The organism is Streptomyces sp. NPDC055955 (assembly GCF_042270245.1).
GTDB lineage: Bacteria > Actinomycetota > Actinomycetes > Streptomycetales > Streptomycetaceae > Streptomyces.
In genome coordinates, this window is the sequence record NZ_JBHJYS010000004.1 from 170,148 (window position 1) to 185,722 (window position 15,575).

Consider the following 15,575-nt stretch of genomic DNA (forward strand, 5'->3'; position numbering starts at 1 on the left):
CCCCCGCCCGACCGGGCAGGGGCCACCTCGCGATTCCGGCTCCGGGCGGGCCGGATCTCCACGTGTCAGAGGTACCTCTTCAGCTCGCGCCGGGCCAGCGAGCGCTGGTGGACCTCGTCGGGGCCGTCCGCGAGGCGCAGGGTGCGCGCGGCGGCCCAGAGCTCGGCGAGCGGGAAGTCCTGGCTGACGCCGCCCGCTCCGTGCAGCTGCACGGCCTGGTCGATGATGTCGACGACCGTGCGCGGGGTGGCGATCTTGATGGACTGGATCTCCGTGTGAGCGCCCTTGTTGCCGACGGTGTCCATCAGCCAGGCCGTCTTGAGGACCAGCAGGCGCAGCTGCTCCACCGCGACCCGGGCGTCCGCGATCCACTCCTGTACGACGCCCTGCTGGGCCAGCGGCTTGCCGAACGCGGTACGCGCCACGGCCCGCTTGCACATCAGCTCGATGGCCCGCTCGGCCATGCCGATCAGGCGCATGCAGTGGTGGATACGGCCCGGGCCGAGCCGCGCCTGGGCGATGGCGAAGCCGCCGCCCTCCTCTCCGATCAGGTTGCTCACCGGAACGCGGACGCGGTCGAAGACGACCTCGGCGTGACCGCCGTGGTAGTGGTCCTCGTAGCCGTACACCTGCATGGCGCGCCGGATTTCGAGGCCGGGGGTGTCGCGGGGCACGAGCACCATGGACTGCTGGCGGCGGATGTCGGCGCCCTCGGGGTCCGTCTTGCCCATCACGATGAAGATCTTGCAGTCCGGGTTCATCGCCCCGGAGATGTACCACTTGCGGCCGGTGATGACGTACTCGTCGCCGTCGCGCTCGATGAGCGTGGTGATGTTCGTGGCGTCGGAGGAGGCCACCTCCGGCTCGGTCATCGCGAACGCGGAGCGGATCTCACCGGCGAGCAGGGGCTCCAGCCACTGCTTCTTCTGCCGCTCGTCGCCGAACTGCGTCAGCACTTCCATGTTGCCGGTGTCGGGGGCCGCGCAGTTGAGGGCGGTGGGCGCCAACTGCGGGCTGCGGCCGGTGATCTCGGCCAGCGGCGCGTACTGGAGGTTGGTCAGCCCGGCACCGTACTGGGCGTCGGGCAGGAAGAGGTTCCACAGGCCCTGCCGCCTGGCCTCGGCCTTCAGTTCCTCGACGACGGCCGGGGTGTCCCACGGGGAGGTCAGCCGGGCGCGCTGCTCGTGCGCGACGGCCTCTGCCGGGTACACGTGCTCGTCCATGAAGGCGAGAAGCTTCGCCCGCAGTTCCTCGGTGCGCGCGTCGAATGCGAAGTCCATTGCGGGTCAGCCTTTCTGAAGGGTCGTCAGGCCGTGGTCGATGAACACGGGCACGAGCTCACCGATACGGTCGAAGCCGGCGCCGACGGTCTGGCCGAGGGTGTAGCGGTAGTGGATGCCTTCGAGGATCACGGCGAGCTTGAACCACGCGAAGGCCGTGTACCAGGAGACGGCGGACACGTCGCGCCCCGAGCGCGCGGCGTACCGCTCGATGATCTCGGCCGGGTCGGGGTGCCCGGCGGCCGCGGCGGTCGTGGAGACGGGGGAGTCGGGCACCTCCAGCTTCGCGCTGTACATCACCAGCAGGCCCAGGTCGGTGAGCGGGTCGCCGAGCGTGGACATCTCCCAGTCGAGGACGGCCTTGATCCGGTCGACGCCGTCGGCGTCCTCGTTGATCAGGACGTTGTCGAGGCGGTAGTCGCCGTGCACGACCGTGGGGGCCGGAGAGGTCGGCAGCGAGCGGCCGAGCGCCGCGTGCAGCTCGTCGACGCCGGCCAGCTCGCGGTTCCTGGACGCGTCGAGCTGCTTGCCCCAGCGCCGCAGCTGCCGGTCGAGGAACCCCTCGGGCCGCCCGAAGTCCGCGAGGCCCACCTCGGCGGGGTCCACCGCATGCAGGTCGACGAGGGTGTCCACGAGGCTCAGCACGGCGGCGCGGGTGCGCTCCGGGCCCAGCTGCGCGAGCTGGTCGGCCGTGCGGTACGGCGTGCCCGCCACGTACTCCATCACGTAGAACGGCGCGCCGAGCACGCTGTCGTCCTCGCACATGAGCAGCGCCCCGGGCACCGGCACGGACGTCGGGTTCAGCGCGCTGATCACCCGGTATTCGCGCTTCATGTCGTGCGCCGTGGCGAGCACATGACCCAGCGGGGGGCGCCGGACCACCCAGGTCGACACGCCGTCGCCGACGATGTAGGTCAGGTTCGACCGGCCGCCCTCGACGACCCGGCCGGACAGCGGACCGGCCACGAGCCCTGGGCGCTCCCGGTCGAGGTGGCCGCGCAACTGGTCGAGATCGAGACCTGGAGGGTGGCCGGCGCTCATCATTGCTCCTACGGGACGTCTGAACTGGACTGACTCATCATCCTGACTAGTCGGTATGTCGTCCAGTGGGCGCCGCTAAAGTGATCGGAGTCTCAGCCGGATTCGGACGTCCGGGGACGTGGCCGCGCGCGGCTGAGGGCCTCGGCTGCGCTCAGGGCCTCGAGGTCCGGGAGGGCGGGCAGCTCCCTCGGTGGTCCGCGACGGGGTGGACGGGCTGTTTCTCCTGATGGGCGTGGACGGCGACGACCGTACGAACGTGCCGCCCGCCGCGCGTCGTGGGAGCACGGCGACAGCTGGCGCCGGGACCTGGCGCTGCGCGGTGCGCGGCATGCGACGTACGCCGATGCGATGTCGCTGATCCCGCAGATCGCCCGGAGGCTGGGGCTGACGCATGAGACGGTGACCGGCTTGGCGGGGACGGTGCCGGCGGCGCGGGCGTTCGCCGCGCGGCGGGCGTATGTGACGGCGTTCTTCGACGGCTGGCCTCGCGGACGGCCGCTTCCTGGACGGCCCCTCGTTCAGGTATCCGGAGGTGAGGTTCGTACCGGACGCGGGGCGCGAGGATTGTGGGCGTTTTGTGATGTTCGTGGCAAGCGTCAGCGTGTGGGTGTCCGGCTGTGCTGCGATGGGGGAGTACCTGCGGTGGGTGGTGAACGTCTCGCCGCACAAAGGGAGTTACGGGGGATTCATATGCGCAAGAGGAGCAGGATGGGTGCGGTGCTGACCGCCGCCGCACTCGCCGTCACGGTGGCGGGAGCTGCAGCGCCGTCCGCGAGCGCGGCCGGCGGGTGCTGGCAGAGCGGTGGACGCTGGTGGTGCAACAACGTGTCGGGGGCGCCCGTCTACGGCACGATGGGAGCGAGCACGCAGTACCCCGATCCGAGCAGGGTCGTCGGCTACATGAACTCCAACCCCAGCTGGTTCTTCTGCAAGATGGACGGCCAGAACTGGGTGGGCGGACCGCACCCGACCCGCTGGGAGTTCACGGTCGCCGACAATGGGGAGTACGGCTGGATGAAGGACACCGCGATCTCCAGCGAGACGAACCCGCTGCCCAACTGCTGAACCACGACACACGCCCGCCCCGGGCTTCCGCGCTCAGGACGGCCGCACAGCGACCGTCCTGAGCGCCGGGAGCGCGGGGTGGCCGTGTGTTCAGGGCGAGGGTGCCGGCCACCGGATGGTGGAACACGTTGTTTCCGGTGCTCTGTACGGCGACGTCGCGCCCTGGCCACCAGCGCCGGAGGGGGCGGATCAGCCGCCGTACCTCAGCCCATGGCCGAAGCGGTACAGCGGATCGGCCGTGCTGAACGGGACGTCCTCCGGGCGGGCTCGGACGAGGGTGCGCCTGCCGCGATGAGTTCCGGCCGTATGGCAAGTCTGTTCCGGTGACCGTCGTAGAACGCCTGAGCGTCGTGGATCGCCCCATGACGCTGCCCGGCTGGACACCACGAACGAGACATCAGGCACGAGACACCACGGAGGACACCATGACGACCACACCGAGCGACCCGGCCGCCGAGCTGCCCGGCCGCCCGCCCATCGTCGACCTGGCCACCTGGCAGGCCGCCCGGGACGAGCTGCTGGTCCGCGAGAAGGCGCACACCCGCGAGGGCGACGCCATCGCCGCGGCCCGCCGCCGGCTGCCGATGGTGGAGTTCGACGGCAAGGTCGAGGTCGTCGGACCCGACGGCCCGGTCCCCTTCCTGGACCTGTTCCAGGGCCGCGACGAGCTCGTGGTCTACAAGCACATGTGGTACGACGGCGCACCGCCCCAGGGGCAGTGTGAGGGCTGCACCACCACGGCCTGGTCCATGAAGGACGCCGTCTACCTCAACGCCCGCGGGGTCTCGTTCGCCATCCTGACGACGGGTCCGTGGGACGAGGTCGCCTCCTTCGTCGCGTTCATGGGCTACACCCAGCCCTGGTACTCGGTGCGTGGCGTGGAGGGGCCCGCCGGCGGAGAGATGGGTTACGTCACCTGCTTCCTGCGTGACGGCGACCGCGTGTTCCTCACCTACTCCACGACGGGCCGTGGCAACGAACCGGTCAACGGGTCGCTCAGCCTGCTCGACATGACGCCCTACGGCCGCCGCGAGGGGTGGGAGGACAACCCCGAGGGCTGGCCCGAGGCCGCCGAGGCCGGTTCGCCAGTGGGTGGGCACGGCGCGCCGATCTGCTGGTACTGGCGCTCGGACGCGGACGGGAACGCCGCCTGGGGCCCGACCAGCCGCCCCGTGCCGCAGTGGACCCGGCCCGGCGCGACCCCCGTGGAGACGCTCGGGCGCCACGGCTCGCACCACTGACGCACCGTCGCCGACGGGGTGGGGGCGGCCCGCAGGGCCACCACGCCGTGGATCACCTCCTCGCTCACGCCCGGCCGGGTCGGCCGCCCCCGCCCTCCAGGTCACCCCGCGTCGGGCAGCTGGTCGTCTCCGGGAGGCGGCGTCGGTTCCTGACGCCGACCCCTCCGCTTGTTCTCGTCCCGCAGTGTCGTCAGCCACGGCCACAGATCGGGCAGTCCCTGCCCGGCGCAGGCCAGCCGATGCTCGATCCGGCACCGTTGCGTCCCGTCCACGGGACACACGCCATACATCGCCACCCGGCCGTCGGACAGCTCGATCCACCGATGCTCCGCCGGAACCAGATGGGCCGGCACCCGCATCCCGGGCTCGAGAAGCACCCAGTCGTGCTCCAGCGTGGCCACCCGATCCTGTGGCAGCCCGCAGTGCGGACACCGGAACTGCCTGCCGGTGATCCTCGCGACCCCCCTGCCAGAACCCCTCATACTGCGAGCCTGCGGTCCCCGGCTCCCCCACACACGTACGACTTAGGACGGGACGCGCGTGCACCGTGAGGCATCACATGCCTCATGAGGCGACATCCGCCTGGTCAGGCCGCTCGCGTCTCCGGGGGCGAGGCCGGACAGGCACCGTAGACAGGCGGGCGTCACCAGTACCCGTCCCTATGGGAACCGAACGCGACCGAGACGACTCGACGTAGGGGAGAGGGCCAGGCGGACCGGACAGCATGTCGTCGCGAGGACGCGCAGGACACGAAACGGGGAGATCGTGACCCTCGCCCCCCTCCACGCGGCGGGCGTCGTCCACCGTGACCTGAAGCCCGGCAACATCCTGCTCGGTTCGACCGGTCCCTACGTCATCGACTTCGGCATCGCGCGTACCCGACACCAAGCAGGGTCTGTCCAGCGACATGCCCGACTACGTCACCACGCTGACCCTCTGGAAGAGCAACAAGTAGGGCCCGCCGCGGTTCAGCGGGAGCCCGAGGTCAGCCGTTCGAGGAGGTCGGGGAGTACGGCGAAGGAGTCGAGCACGTGGTCCGGTGTCCCCTCGGCCGAACGGTGGGTCTCCGGAAGGTACTTGCCGGTCCTGACGAGAACGCCGGTGATGCCGCTGCGCTGGGCGGCGAGCACGTCGGACTCGATGTCGTCGCCCACCATGAGTGTCGTGGACGCGTCGGCGCCCAGGTGGGCGAGCGCGGCGGCGAAGAAGGCCTCGGAAGGTTTGCCGGTGATGCTCGCCTTGACCCGCGCGGCCCGCTCGAGCCCGAGGAGGAAGGCACCCGTGTCGAGGTCGAGCCCGTCGGCCGTGCGCCAGTAGAGGTTCCGTTGCATGGCCACGAGGTGCGCCCCGCGCTGCAGGTGGTGGAAGACGCCGTTGAGGGCGGCGTAGCCGAACTCGTCTCCTGCGCCACCGACCACCACGACGTCCACGTCCGTGTGTGTCTCCGGCTCGACGAGCGTCACGCCCGTCAGATCGTCCTGGATGTCACCGGCGTTGAGCAGCAGGCAGCGTGCGCCGGGGTGGTGCTCCCGAAGGTAGGCGGCGGTGACGGCCGGGGCGGTGAGGATGTCGTCGTCCGTGACGGGGAACCCGGCCTCCGCAAGGCGTGAGCGGATGGCGGCGCGTGTACGCGAGGTCGTGTTGGTGACCAGCGCGAGCGGGAGCCCGGCCGCGCGCAGCCGCTCCATGGCCTCGACGGCACCTGGAAGAGGCTCCCAGGACACCGTGAGCACGCCGTCGATGTCGATGAGGACTGCGCGGATCGCGCCGGTTCGCTCTCGCTCCATAGGGCGACGGTAGTCGCGGCAGGGCCGAGTCTGGGGTTCAGGCCGTCCGAGTCGCGCCATCGATTCCGTCCCGCGTGAGGGTGAGCGGGGGCCGGGCCCGCTCGCTGCTCCGTACCGGTCACCGATCATCCGTCACCGTTACGGAGCGGCATCAGCGGCACGTACCGCGACCACTTCACGCGAAGGCGCAGATCAGGGCATTGTGAACTGGGCGAGTTCGGCCTGGTGATTCCGACTGACGGCGAGCGCCCTTGAGCGAGACCTCCGGTGTGATCGAGTTTGATCGTGTACAGAATAATGCTGGCGTGAACCCACTTCAGCTTCCCAATGCCCCCGCTCCACAACGTGTTTCGGTCGTCGTGGTCGGCGCCGGCCCCGCCGGACTGACTGTCGCGAACATCCTCAGACACGCCGGGGTCGACTGCGTGGTCCTCGAGACCGAGACGCGGGAGTTCATCGAGCAGCGGCAGCGCGCCGGGGTCCTCGAAGAGTGGGCGGTTCGCGCCCTGGAGGAACGAGGTCTCGCCGGGGACCGCCTGCGGACCGCGCAGCGGCACACGGCGTGTGAGTTCCGGTTCGACGGCGGCCAACACCGCTTCGAATACAGCGAAGTGACGGGGCGGCATCATTTCATCTACCCGCAGCCGTTGCTCGTCGCGGATCTGGTGCGTGCGTACGCGGACGTGCGGGGCGGCGACATCAGGTTCGGCGTCCGGGACGTGCAGCTGCACGACGTGGACACCGATCAGCCGTCTGTTTCGTACACCTGCCCCCGGTCCGGTCAACGCCAGGTGCTTCATTGCGACTTCGTCGCAGGGTGTGACGGTGCGCGTGGGGTGACGCGGCGCGCACTGCCCGCCGACCGATTCCCGGTCGCGCGCCACGACTACGGCATAGGCTGGCTGTCCCTGCTGGCCGAGGCGCCGCCTTCCTCCGACTGCGTGCTCTTCGGAATCCATCAGGACGGATTCGCCGGGCAGATGCCTCGCAGTCCCGAGGTGACCCGCTACTACCTCCAGTGCCCGCCCGGCGACGACCCGGAGGACTGGCCCCACGAGCGCGTATGGGCCGAGCTGCGCCGACGGCTCGCCGCGGAGGGTGCCCCGGAGTTGGTCGAGGGGCGGTTGATCGAGAAGCGGATGCTCGACATGCACGACTACGTCGTCGAGCCGATGGCTTACGGGCGCCTGTTCCTGGCCGGCGACGCCGCCCACCTCGTGGCACCGATCGCGGCGAAGGGCATGAACCTCGCTCTTCACGACGCCTTCCTGCTGGGTGACGCACTGGTCGCGAGCCTCACACAGGAGGCCGACACGGACAGCAGTGGCCTGGAGGGCTACTCGGAGGCATGCCTGCGTCGCGTGTGGGACTACCAGGAGTTCTCGCAGTGGCTGTCCGATGTGTATCACGGGTCCGCTACGGGGGAGCCGTTCAGGAGAGGTACCACGCTCGCCCGACTGCGACGCCTGTTCACCTCGCCGGTCGCGGCGGCCGCCTTCGCCGAGCAGTACCTCGGCACGGCCGAGCGCTACTGACCGGCACGCGGGTTCCGGCTGCGCCTGTACACGTACGGAGCTGCGTGACGCCACTGCGGAGGGTCTTCGGTGGATCCGCGGACTGCGTCAACTCGGAAGCCGGTGGGTGTCGACCCGCGCGGCCGGAGTCCGAACGGCGTGGCTGAGGCGCGGCCGGGGTCGCCCCCCGGCGCCCGTGTGCAATCCCTTGACCACCTACCGACTGGACGGTATGCCTAGGGCCACAAGGGACCGACCGGGGAAGATCCTCAAGAAGGAGCCGCGCTGATGGCCATGGTGGAGACCGTCCGGGGGCCGGTGGATTCGGCCGCGCTGGAGCGCACCTACATGCATGAGCACATCTTCGTGCTGACCCCGGACGTGCAGCAGAACTACCCAGGTGAGTGGGGCGACGAGGACGCCCGGATCGCCGACGCGGTGGACAAGCTCGGTGCGCTCAGCGCCCAGGGCGTCCGCACCATCGTCGACCCGACGGTGATCGGCCTCGGCCGGTACATTCCACGGATCCAGCGCGTCGCCGAGCAGCTTCCCGACCTCAACATCGTGGTGGCGACGGGCTGTTACACGTACCAGGAGGTGCCGTTCTTCTTCCACCACCGCGGTCCGGCGTTGAACGAGGCCGCGGGAACGGAGGTGCCGGACCCGATGGTGGACATGTTCGTCGGCGACATCGAGGACGGCATCGCCGGCACCGGAGTCAAGGCCGGTCTGCTCAAGTGCGCCATCGACCAGCAGGGCCTCACGCCGGGTGTGGAGCGGGTGATGCGTGCGGTGGCCAAGGCGCATCTGCGCACCGGCACCCCGATCACCGTGCACACCCACCCGGGGTCGCACACGGGGTCGGAGGTCAAGCGTGTGCTGTGCGACGAGGAGGGCGTCGACCCGGGCCGGGTCGTGCTCGGGCACAGCGGTGACACCACCGACGTGGACCACCTCGGCGAACTCGCCGAAGCCGGGTTCGTCCTCGGGATGGACCGGTTCGGGATCAACCTCGAAACCACCTTCGAGGCCCGGGCCGAGACGGTGGTGGAGATGTGCCGACGGGGGTACGCCGACCGGATGGTGCTCTCGCAGGACGCCTCCTGCTACATCGACTGGATCGACCCGGCCGTCATGCCGCTGCTGCCGCAGTGGCACTACCTGCACATCGCGGACGAGGTGCTGCCCTACCTCGAACGGCGCGGGGTCACCGAGAAGCAGATCGAGACGATGCTCGTCGACGTACCCCGTCGCTACTTCGAGGCGGACGCCAAAGGGTAGGGCCTGTCGTTCGGATCACGCCGGGCTCGCGGGGCGATCCGGACGACAGGCCCGCGAAGCCCGGCGGCCCGGCCGGTCAGCCCATCGTCCTGGCCCCGTCGAGGGACTCCCGGATGATGTCGGCGTGGCCGGCGTGCTGGGCGGTCTCGGCGACGATGTGCATGAGCACCCGACGGGCCGACCACCGGGCGCCCGGCTCGAACCACGGGGCCTTCGGCAGCGGCCACGCGGCATCCAGGTCGGGCAGAGTGGCGACCACCTCGTCGGTCCGGCGGGCCGCCTCGGCGTAGGCGGCCAGCACGCCGGCCAGCGTCTCGTCGGGCAGCAGCCGGAACCCGTCCGCGCGCCGGGCCCAGTCGGCCTCGGTCATGGCCGCGAAGTCGGCCGTGGGGGACGGGCCGTCGAGGATGAAGTCGGTCCAGGTCCGCTCGGCCTCCGTCACGTGCTTGATGAGACCCCCCAGGCACAGCGCGCTCTCGGTGGTCCGCTTCCGGGCCTGCTCGTCGGTGAGGTCACGGGTGGTGCAGCGCAGGAAGTTCCGGTGCTTGTCCAGGACCTCCAGCCACTCGGCACGCTCGCCGCCGACGGCCGGTGCCCCTGCGAGGTCATGGGTGTCCAGCTCGTTCGCCGCCATGGTTTCCGCCTCCACGTGTTTCTGTTCCGTCGGACAAGAACCACGTTATGGAGCATCGAGGTCAGAAGCTGTCCTACATGCGCCGCTGGTGGGCAAAGGGCCTGCAGAAACCGCCCGACCCAGTGACGCGTACGCCCCGGGCAGCCGCAGTGCGACCGGTCCGGGGCATACGCGTCAGACTTCGGGATGTCAGGCGAGTTCGACCAGGAGGTCGCCGCCCTCCACCTGCTGGATCGCGTTGATGGCGCGCCGGGACACCGTGCCGGCCTTGGGCGCGGTGATGGAGGCCTCCATCTTCATCGCCTCGATCGTGGCGACGGTCGCACCGGCCTCCACCGTGTCGCCCTCGGCCACCGCCAGCGTGACCACACCCGCGAACGGCGCCGCGACATGGTTCGAGTTGGCCTTGTCGGCCTTCTCGGTCGCCGGGATGTCGGACGCCACCGAGTGGTCCCGCACCTGGATCGGCCGCAGTTGACCGTTCAGCGTGGCCATCACGGTGCGCACGCCGCGCTCGTCCGCCTCGCCGATGGCCTCCAGCTCGATGAGCAGCCGGACACCGGGTTCCAGGTCCACGGAGTACTCGCGCCCGGGGCTGATGCCGTAGAAGAAGTCCTTGCTCGCCAGCACGCTGGTGTCGCCGTAGGCATGCCGGTGGTCATCGAAGGCCTTGGTGGGGCCGGGGAACAGCAGCTGGTTCAGCGTCGCCCGCGGCTCCTTGGCAAGCCCGGCGCGCTCCTCGGCGGACAGCTCGCGCATCGGCTCGGGACCCGCGCGCCCCTGCAGCGCCTTGGTGCGGAACGGCTCCGGCCACCCGCCGGGCGGCAGACCCAGCTCGCCGTGCAGGAACCCGATGACCGAGGAGGGGAGGTCGAACGAGTTCGGCTCGGCCTCGAAGTCCTCGGGCGAGACCCCGGCCCCCACGAGGTGGAGCGCGAGGTCGCCGACCACCTTGGACGACGGGGTGACCTTCACGAGGTGGCCGAGGATCCGGTCGGCGGCGGCGTACATCGCCTCGATGTCCTCGAACCGGTCGCCGAGTCCGAGCGCGATGGCCTGCGTCCGCAGATTGGAGAGCTGGCCCCCCGGGATCTCGTGGTGGTAGACGCGCCCGGTCGGAGAGGACAGGCCCGCTTCGAACGGCGCGTAGATCTTGCGCACGCTCTCCCAGTACGGCTCCAGATCGCAGACCGCCTGAAGGTCGAGGCCGGTCGGCCGCTCGGAGTGGTTGGTGGCGGCGACGATCGCCGAGAGCGACGGCTGCGAGGTGGTGCCCGCCATGGACGCCACCGCTCCGTCCACCGCGTCCGCGCCCGCCTGGATCGCCGCGAGATACGTGGCCAGCTGGCCGCCGGCGGTGTCGTGCGTATGGATGTGCACGGGCAGATCGAACTCCCTGCGCAGCGCGGAGACGAGCTTCGCCGCCGCGGGAGCGCGCAGCAGCCCCGCCATGTCCTTGACCGCGAGCACATGCGCGCCCGCGTCCACGATCTGCTCCGCGAGGCGCAGGTAGTAGTCGAGCGTGTAGAGCTTCTCCGACGGGTCGGACAGGTCGGAGGTGTAGCACAGGGCGACCTCCGCGACCGCCGAGCCGGTCTCACGCACCGCGTCGATGGCGGGCCGCATCTGGCCCACGTCGTTCAGGGCGTCGAAGATCCGGAAGATGTCGATGCCGGTCGCGGCCGCCTCTTCCACGAAGGCGTGGGTCACCTCGGTGGGGTACGGCGTGTAGCCGACGGTGTTACGGCCGCGCAGCAGCATCTGCAGGCAGATGTTGGGCACGGCCGCGCGCAGTGCGGCGAGCCGGTCCCACGGGTCCTCGGCGAGGAAGCGCAGCGCGACGTCGTAGGTCGCGCCGCCCCAGCACTCCAGCGAAAGCAGCTGCGGCACCGTCTGCGCCACGGCAGGCGCGGCGGCGAGCAGGTCCTTGGTGCGGACTCGGGTGGCGAGCAGCGACTGGTGCGCGTCCCGGAACGTGGTGTCGGTGACACCGATGGTGGGCGAGGCGCGCAGCCACCGGGCGAAGCCCTCGGGGCCGAGCTCGGTCAGCTTCTGCTTGGAGCCGGCGGGCGGTTCCCCTTCGGGCAGCCGCGGCAGCTTCGTCGCCGCGTCGATCAGCGGGGGCCGCTCGCCGTGCGGCTTGTTGACCGTGACGTCGGCGAGGTACGTGAGCAACTTCGAGCCGCGGTCAGCCGAGTGACGGGCGGTCAGCAGGTGGGGCCGCTTCTCGATGAACGAGGTGGTGACGCGTCCGGCGGCGAAGTCCGGGTCGTCGAGAACGGCCTGGAGGAAGGGGATGTTCGTCGACACACCACGGATGCGGAACTCGGCGACGGCACGCCGGGCCCGGCCGACCGCCGTCTCGAAGTCCCGTCCCCGGCAGGTCAGTTTGACCAGCATCGAGTCGAAGTGGGCGCTGATCTCCGTACCGGCGTGGGTGGTGCCTCCGTCCAGCCGGATGCCGGAGCCGCCCGGGGAACGGTAGGCGCTGATCTTGCCGGTGTCGGGCCGGAAACCGTTGGCCGGGTCCTCGGTGGTGATCCTGCACTGCAGCGCCGCGCCGCGGAGGCGGACGGTGTCCTGGGACAGGCCGAGGTCGTCCAGCGTCTCACCGGAGGCGATCCGCAGCTGCGCCTGGACGAGGTCCACATCGGTGACTTCCTCGGTCACCGTGTGCTCGACCTGGATGCGCGGATTCATCTCGATGAACACATGCTGTCCGGCGGGGTCGAGGAGGAATTCCACGGTGCCCGCGTTGCGGTAGCCGATCTGCCGGGCGAACTTCACGGCGTCGGCGCAGATCCGCTCACGTACCTCGGGATCGAGATTCGGCGCGGGGGCCAGCTCGATCACCTTCTGGTGGCGTCGCTGCAAGGAGCAGTCGCGCTCGAAGAGATGAATGACCCGGCCCTCGCCGTCGGCGAGGATCTGCACCTCGATGTGCCGGGGCTCGACGACGGCCTTCTCCAGGAAGACGGTCGGGTCGCCGAACGCCGACTCCGCCTCACGGGACGCCGCCTCGATCGACTCGCGCAGCGTCGCCGCGTCCTCGACGCGCCGCATGCCGCGTCCGCCGCCCCCGGCCACGGCCTTCACGAAGAGAGGGAAACCGAGATCCTCGGCCGCCCGGACCAGTTCGTCGACGTCGGTGGAGGGCTGGGAGGAGCCGAGGACCGGGACGCCGGCCGCGCGGGCCGCGGCCACGGCCCGCGCCTTGTTCCCCGTCAGTTCCAGCGTCTGCGCGCTCGGCCCGACGAAGGTGATGCCGGAACGCTCACACGCGAGGGCCAGTTCGGGGTTCTCGGAGAGGAAGCCGTACCCGGGATAGATGGCGTCGGCGCCCGCCTTGCGCGCCGCTCGGATGATCTCCTCGACGGAGAGGTAGGCCCGCACGGGGTGCCCGGCCTCGCCGATCTCGTAGGCTTCGTCGGCCTTCATCCGGTGCAGGGAGTTGCGGTCCTCGTGGGGGAAGACCGCGACGGTTCGAGCCCCTAGCTCAAAGCCGGCGCGGAACGCCCGGATCGCGATCTCTCCGCGGTTGGCGACGAGCACCTTACGGAACATGCGCATGTCCTTCCGTCGCCCGGAATGGGCGAACTGTCGGGTTGCGGGGCGTCACGCTCCCGGATCATGCCACCTCTGCGCTCCAGACATCCAGGTGCACTACGTCACAGGGGCGTGGCGCAGATCGGTGGAACTTGGAACGTCTGCCCGTCCGGTCGCCGGGCGAACCACCGTCCCGGGCGCATCCGAACGGGGCGGCTGTGGACGGCGGCACAATCACCCCAACTCGGTGGATTCGGCACATGATTGAAATCGGCTCCCGATGCCGGCCGTCCGCCGAGGCGTGAACAGTGCGTGACCTATTCACATAAAGGCATCACGTGAGACACACGAAATGGGCACACGGGTATGAGGCGTCCGTCGGTGAAATGGATCCCCCGCTCGCGCATTGAGGCAAGTTGCCGAATACCTGGCCATATTTGGGATATTCCGATGCCCGTGTAACGCGATGGCGGTTGGGTGACGCAGAGTTGTACGGGCCCGCGCGACGCCTGGTGTGCGTGGTGCGGCAGGCTATAGACCTGAGAGATCCAGGAGGCGATTTCGCCCCTGTCTCGACCTGCAAAGCACACGCGTCAGATTGGATTCCCATGAGCAATACCGACCCGATGGCCGGACCCCACCCTTACGACCAGTACCAGCAACCCCCGCAGCCCCCGCAGCAGCCTCGGCGCCCTGAGCGGCGCGAGGGCGGTGCCCGGCGGGCGGGGCTGGTCATCCACACCATCGCCGACATAGCCGCCGCGTTCCTGGGTCTGTGGATTCTGCTCTACCTGCTCGGAGCCAACCAGGGCAACGTCTTCGTCGGATTCGTGCACGGAACGGCCGACTGGCTGGCCTGGTGGTCACAGGATGTTTTCACCATGGACACGGAAGGCCTTCGCGTTCTCCTCAATTACGGCCTGCCGGCAGTGATTTACCTGCTGGTCGGGCACGGGATCGCCGCGCGGCTCAACCGCGTGTGACGGCGATTGAGCCCGCATTGCCGGACGGCCGCCCCACATACCGAGAAGGACCAGCCCTGTGAATCCCAGCTCAACCGGAAACGACCATCTGCCGGTCTACGAGAGCCTGGTACGTGAACGCGGTGACGTCGTGGCGGAGGCCCGCCTGGTGGCCGAAGAGGCGCGGTACCAGATGGCCTATGCGCTCAACGGCCATGCGGGCGCCCGGCCGGCACCCGGTCCGGCCGAGCACCCCGCGGGGCCGAACGGGCGAGCCGGTGGTGCCTAGGACCTTTCGTCACATTCCCGTCTGCCCGGCGGCGTCTGGCACGCACTCCCCCTAGCTCTCGGCTTTGCTCGAGCAGGGGGGACCCCCATGCGACGTTGCCGAAAAGTCCTTGTAGCTCCGCTACAAGGACTCTCCGGCGCCTTGCGATCGCACGCACCAGACGCCGCCGGGCCCGCCCCTCGGGCGGACGACGGGAATATGACGACAGGCCCTAGGCCGTGAGAGTGCCGGCACGCTCCTGGTTCGACTCACGAATTCCCTGTCGCCGTAGTGCACTTGGGCCGTCCGCCGGTCGACACCGAGCTTGGCCGCGAATTCCCGGGCCAGTGGCAGGTCGGCGAGCGGGGCGACGAGGATGAGCCGGCCGTCGACGGTGACCGAGCCGCCGCCGAGTTCGTCGCGGGCCACCGGGTCCGCGACCAGCTCGTCGTGCAGCCGGCTCGCGCTGACGCCGGGCGCCTCGATCTCGAGCGCGTCCGTCTGCGGCGATGTGCGCGGCAGGCAGCGGAAGGTGAGCACGGACTCCTGACGGTACGTCGTGGCGATGACGCCGGCGATGTGGTCGAGCCCGTCACGGCCGACCCTGCCGATGTCGAACTCGCGTGAGCGCTCGTAGGTGGCCTGCTGGAGTTCGCCGGACCAGAAGACACCCTCCAGGAGCTGCGAGGCGACGGGTGCGGCCCCGTTGGCGCGCATGATCCCGCGCACTTCGTGGTCGAAGCGTGTGAGACGGGTCCGAAGGCGGGGGGCGTCCGGGTCGGTGATGACCGCGGTGTTGTCGGTGGCGAAGAGCTCCGCCGTCGGGCAACCGACCGCGGCGGAGCTCTCGGCTGGCGAGCTTGTGGCGCCCGTGAGCCCCAGTGGCAGGGCGGCGACGGCAGCCGCCATGAGGCGCAGCCGGCGCCGCGCGATGGTGATCTTCATGGGTTGACCAA

13 protein-coding genes and 1 pseudogene are annotated in these 15,575 nt (G+C 70.0%); 7 read left to right on the forward strand and 7 right to left on the reverse strand.

Going from position 1 to position 15,575, the window contains the following annotated elements; all coding sequences use genetic code 11:
- Positions 1-65 precede the first annotated feature (65 nt).
- Both ACFC96_RS09450 and ACFC96_RS09455 read right to left on the reverse strand, forming a co-directional pair.
- Entirely contained in the window at positions 66-1,280 is a 1,215-nt protein-coding gene (locus tag ACFC96_RS09450; protein ID WP_376611179.1) for an acyl-CoA dehydrogenase family protein, read from the reverse strand.
- 6 nt (positions 1,281-1,286) lie between these two features.
- Positions 1,287-2,321: a phosphotransferase family protein gene (locus ACFC96_RS09455; protein WP_376264331.1), complete on the reverse strand. Its 1,035-nt coding sequence runs from the start codon at positions 2,319-2,321 to the stop codon at positions 1,287-1,289.
- A 708-nt stretch (positions 2,322-3,029) separates the two neighbouring features.
- Here ACFC96_RS09455 and ACFC96_RS09460 point away from each other — a divergent pair.
- The gene (locus tag ACFC96_RS09460) at positions 3,030-3,386 is read left to right on the forward strand and encodes a hypothetical protein (protein ID WP_340459400.1); all 357 of its coding nucleotides are present in this window, start codon (positions 3,030-3,032) and stop codon (positions 3,384-3,386) included.
- Between the two features lie 425 nt (positions 3,387-3,811).
- The gene (locus tag ACFC96_RS09465) at positions 3,812-4,627 is read left to right on the forward strand and encodes a DUF899 domain-containing protein (protein ID WP_376611181.1); all 816 of its coding nucleotides are present in this window, start codon (positions 3,812-3,814) and stop codon (positions 4,625-4,627) included.
- A gap of 101 nt (positions 4,628-4,728) precedes the next feature.
- On the opposite strand, the gene ACFC96_RS09470 is transcribed toward ACFC96_RS09465, so the two are convergent.
- The gene (locus ACFC96_RS09470) at positions 4,729-5,109 is read right to left on the reverse strand and encodes a DUF6083 domain-containing protein (RefSeq protein WP_376264325.1); all 381 of its coding nucleotides are present in this window, start codon (positions 5,107-5,109) and stop codon (positions 4,729-4,731) included.
- Positions 5,110-5,209: 100 nt separating this feature from the next.
- Here ACFC96_RS09470 and ACFC96_RS09475 point away from each other — a divergent pair.
- Positions 5,210-5,512: pseudogene (locus ACFC96_RS09475) on the forward strand (phosphotransferase); the annotation flags it as partial.
- Between the two features lie 83 nt (positions 5,513-5,595).
- Here the strand turns inward: ACFC96_RS09475 and ACFC96_RS09480 are convergent.
- On the reverse strand, positions 5,596-6,414 hold the full coding sequence (locus tag ACFC96_RS09480) for an HAD-IIA family hydrolase (protein WP_376611183.1): 819 nt from the start codon (positions 6,412-6,414) through the stop codon (positions 5,596-5,598).
- 305 nt (positions 6,415-6,719) lie between these two features.
- Here ACFC96_RS09480 and ACFC96_RS09485 point away from each other — a divergent pair, with 305 nt between their 5' ends.
- Both ACFC96_RS09485 and ACFC96_RS09490 read left to right on the forward strand, forming a co-directional pair.
- The gene (locus ACFC96_RS09485; RefSeq protein ID WP_376611185.1) at positions 6,720-7,949 is read left to right on the forward strand and encodes a 4-hydroxybenzoate 3-monooxygenase; all 1,230 of its coding nucleotides are present in this window, start codon (positions 6,720-6,722) and stop codon (positions 7,947-7,949) included.
- A gap of 267 nt (positions 7,950-8,216) precedes the next feature.
- Complete coding sequence (locus ACFC96_RS09490) at positions 8,217-9,209, forward strand: phosphotriesterase (protein ID WP_376611187.1); 993 nt, start codon at positions 8,217-8,219, stop codon at positions 9,207-9,209.
- 76 nt (positions 9,210-9,285) lie between these two features.
- Here the strand turns inward: ACFC96_RS09490 and ACFC96_RS09495 are convergent, their stop codons facing one another.
- Positions 9,286-9,843: a DinB family protein gene (locus ACFC96_RS09495; RefSeq protein WP_376261588.1), complete on the reverse strand. Its 558-nt coding sequence runs from the start codon at positions 9,841-9,843 to the stop codon at positions 9,286-9,288.
- Between the two features lie 189 nt (positions 9,844-10,032).
- Positions 10,033-13,407: a pyruvate carboxylase gene (locus ACFC96_RS09500; RefSeq protein ID WP_376611189.1), complete on the reverse strand. Its 3,375-nt coding sequence runs from the start codon at positions 13,405-13,407 to the stop codon at positions 10,033-10,035.
- 590 nt (positions 13,408-13,997) lie between these two features.
- Between ACFC96_RS09500 and ACFC96_RS09505 the strand changes: the two genes are divergently transcribed.
- The gene (locus ACFC96_RS09505; RefSeq protein WP_376611191.1) at positions 13,998-14,372 is read left to right on the forward strand and encodes a hypothetical protein; all 375 of its coding nucleotides are present in this window, start codon (positions 13,998-14,000) and stop codon (positions 14,370-14,372) included.
- Between the two features lie 58 nt (positions 14,373-14,430).
- The gene (locus ACFC96_RS09510) at positions 14,431-14,640 is read left to right on the forward strand and encodes a hypothetical protein (RefSeq protein WP_376261583.1); all 210 of its coding nucleotides are present in this window, start codon (positions 14,431-14,433) and stop codon (positions 14,638-14,640) included.
- Positions 14,641-14,760: 120 nt separating this feature from the next.
- Here ACFC96_RS09510 and ACFC96_RS09515 read toward each other — a convergent pair whose 3' ends face one another.
- On the reverse strand, positions 14,761-15,564 hold the full coding sequence (locus ACFC96_RS09515) for a hypothetical protein (protein WP_376611193.1): 804 nt from the start codon (positions 15,562-15,564) through the stop codon (positions 14,761-14,763).
- Between the last annotated feature and the right edge of the window lie 11 nt (positions 15,565-15,575).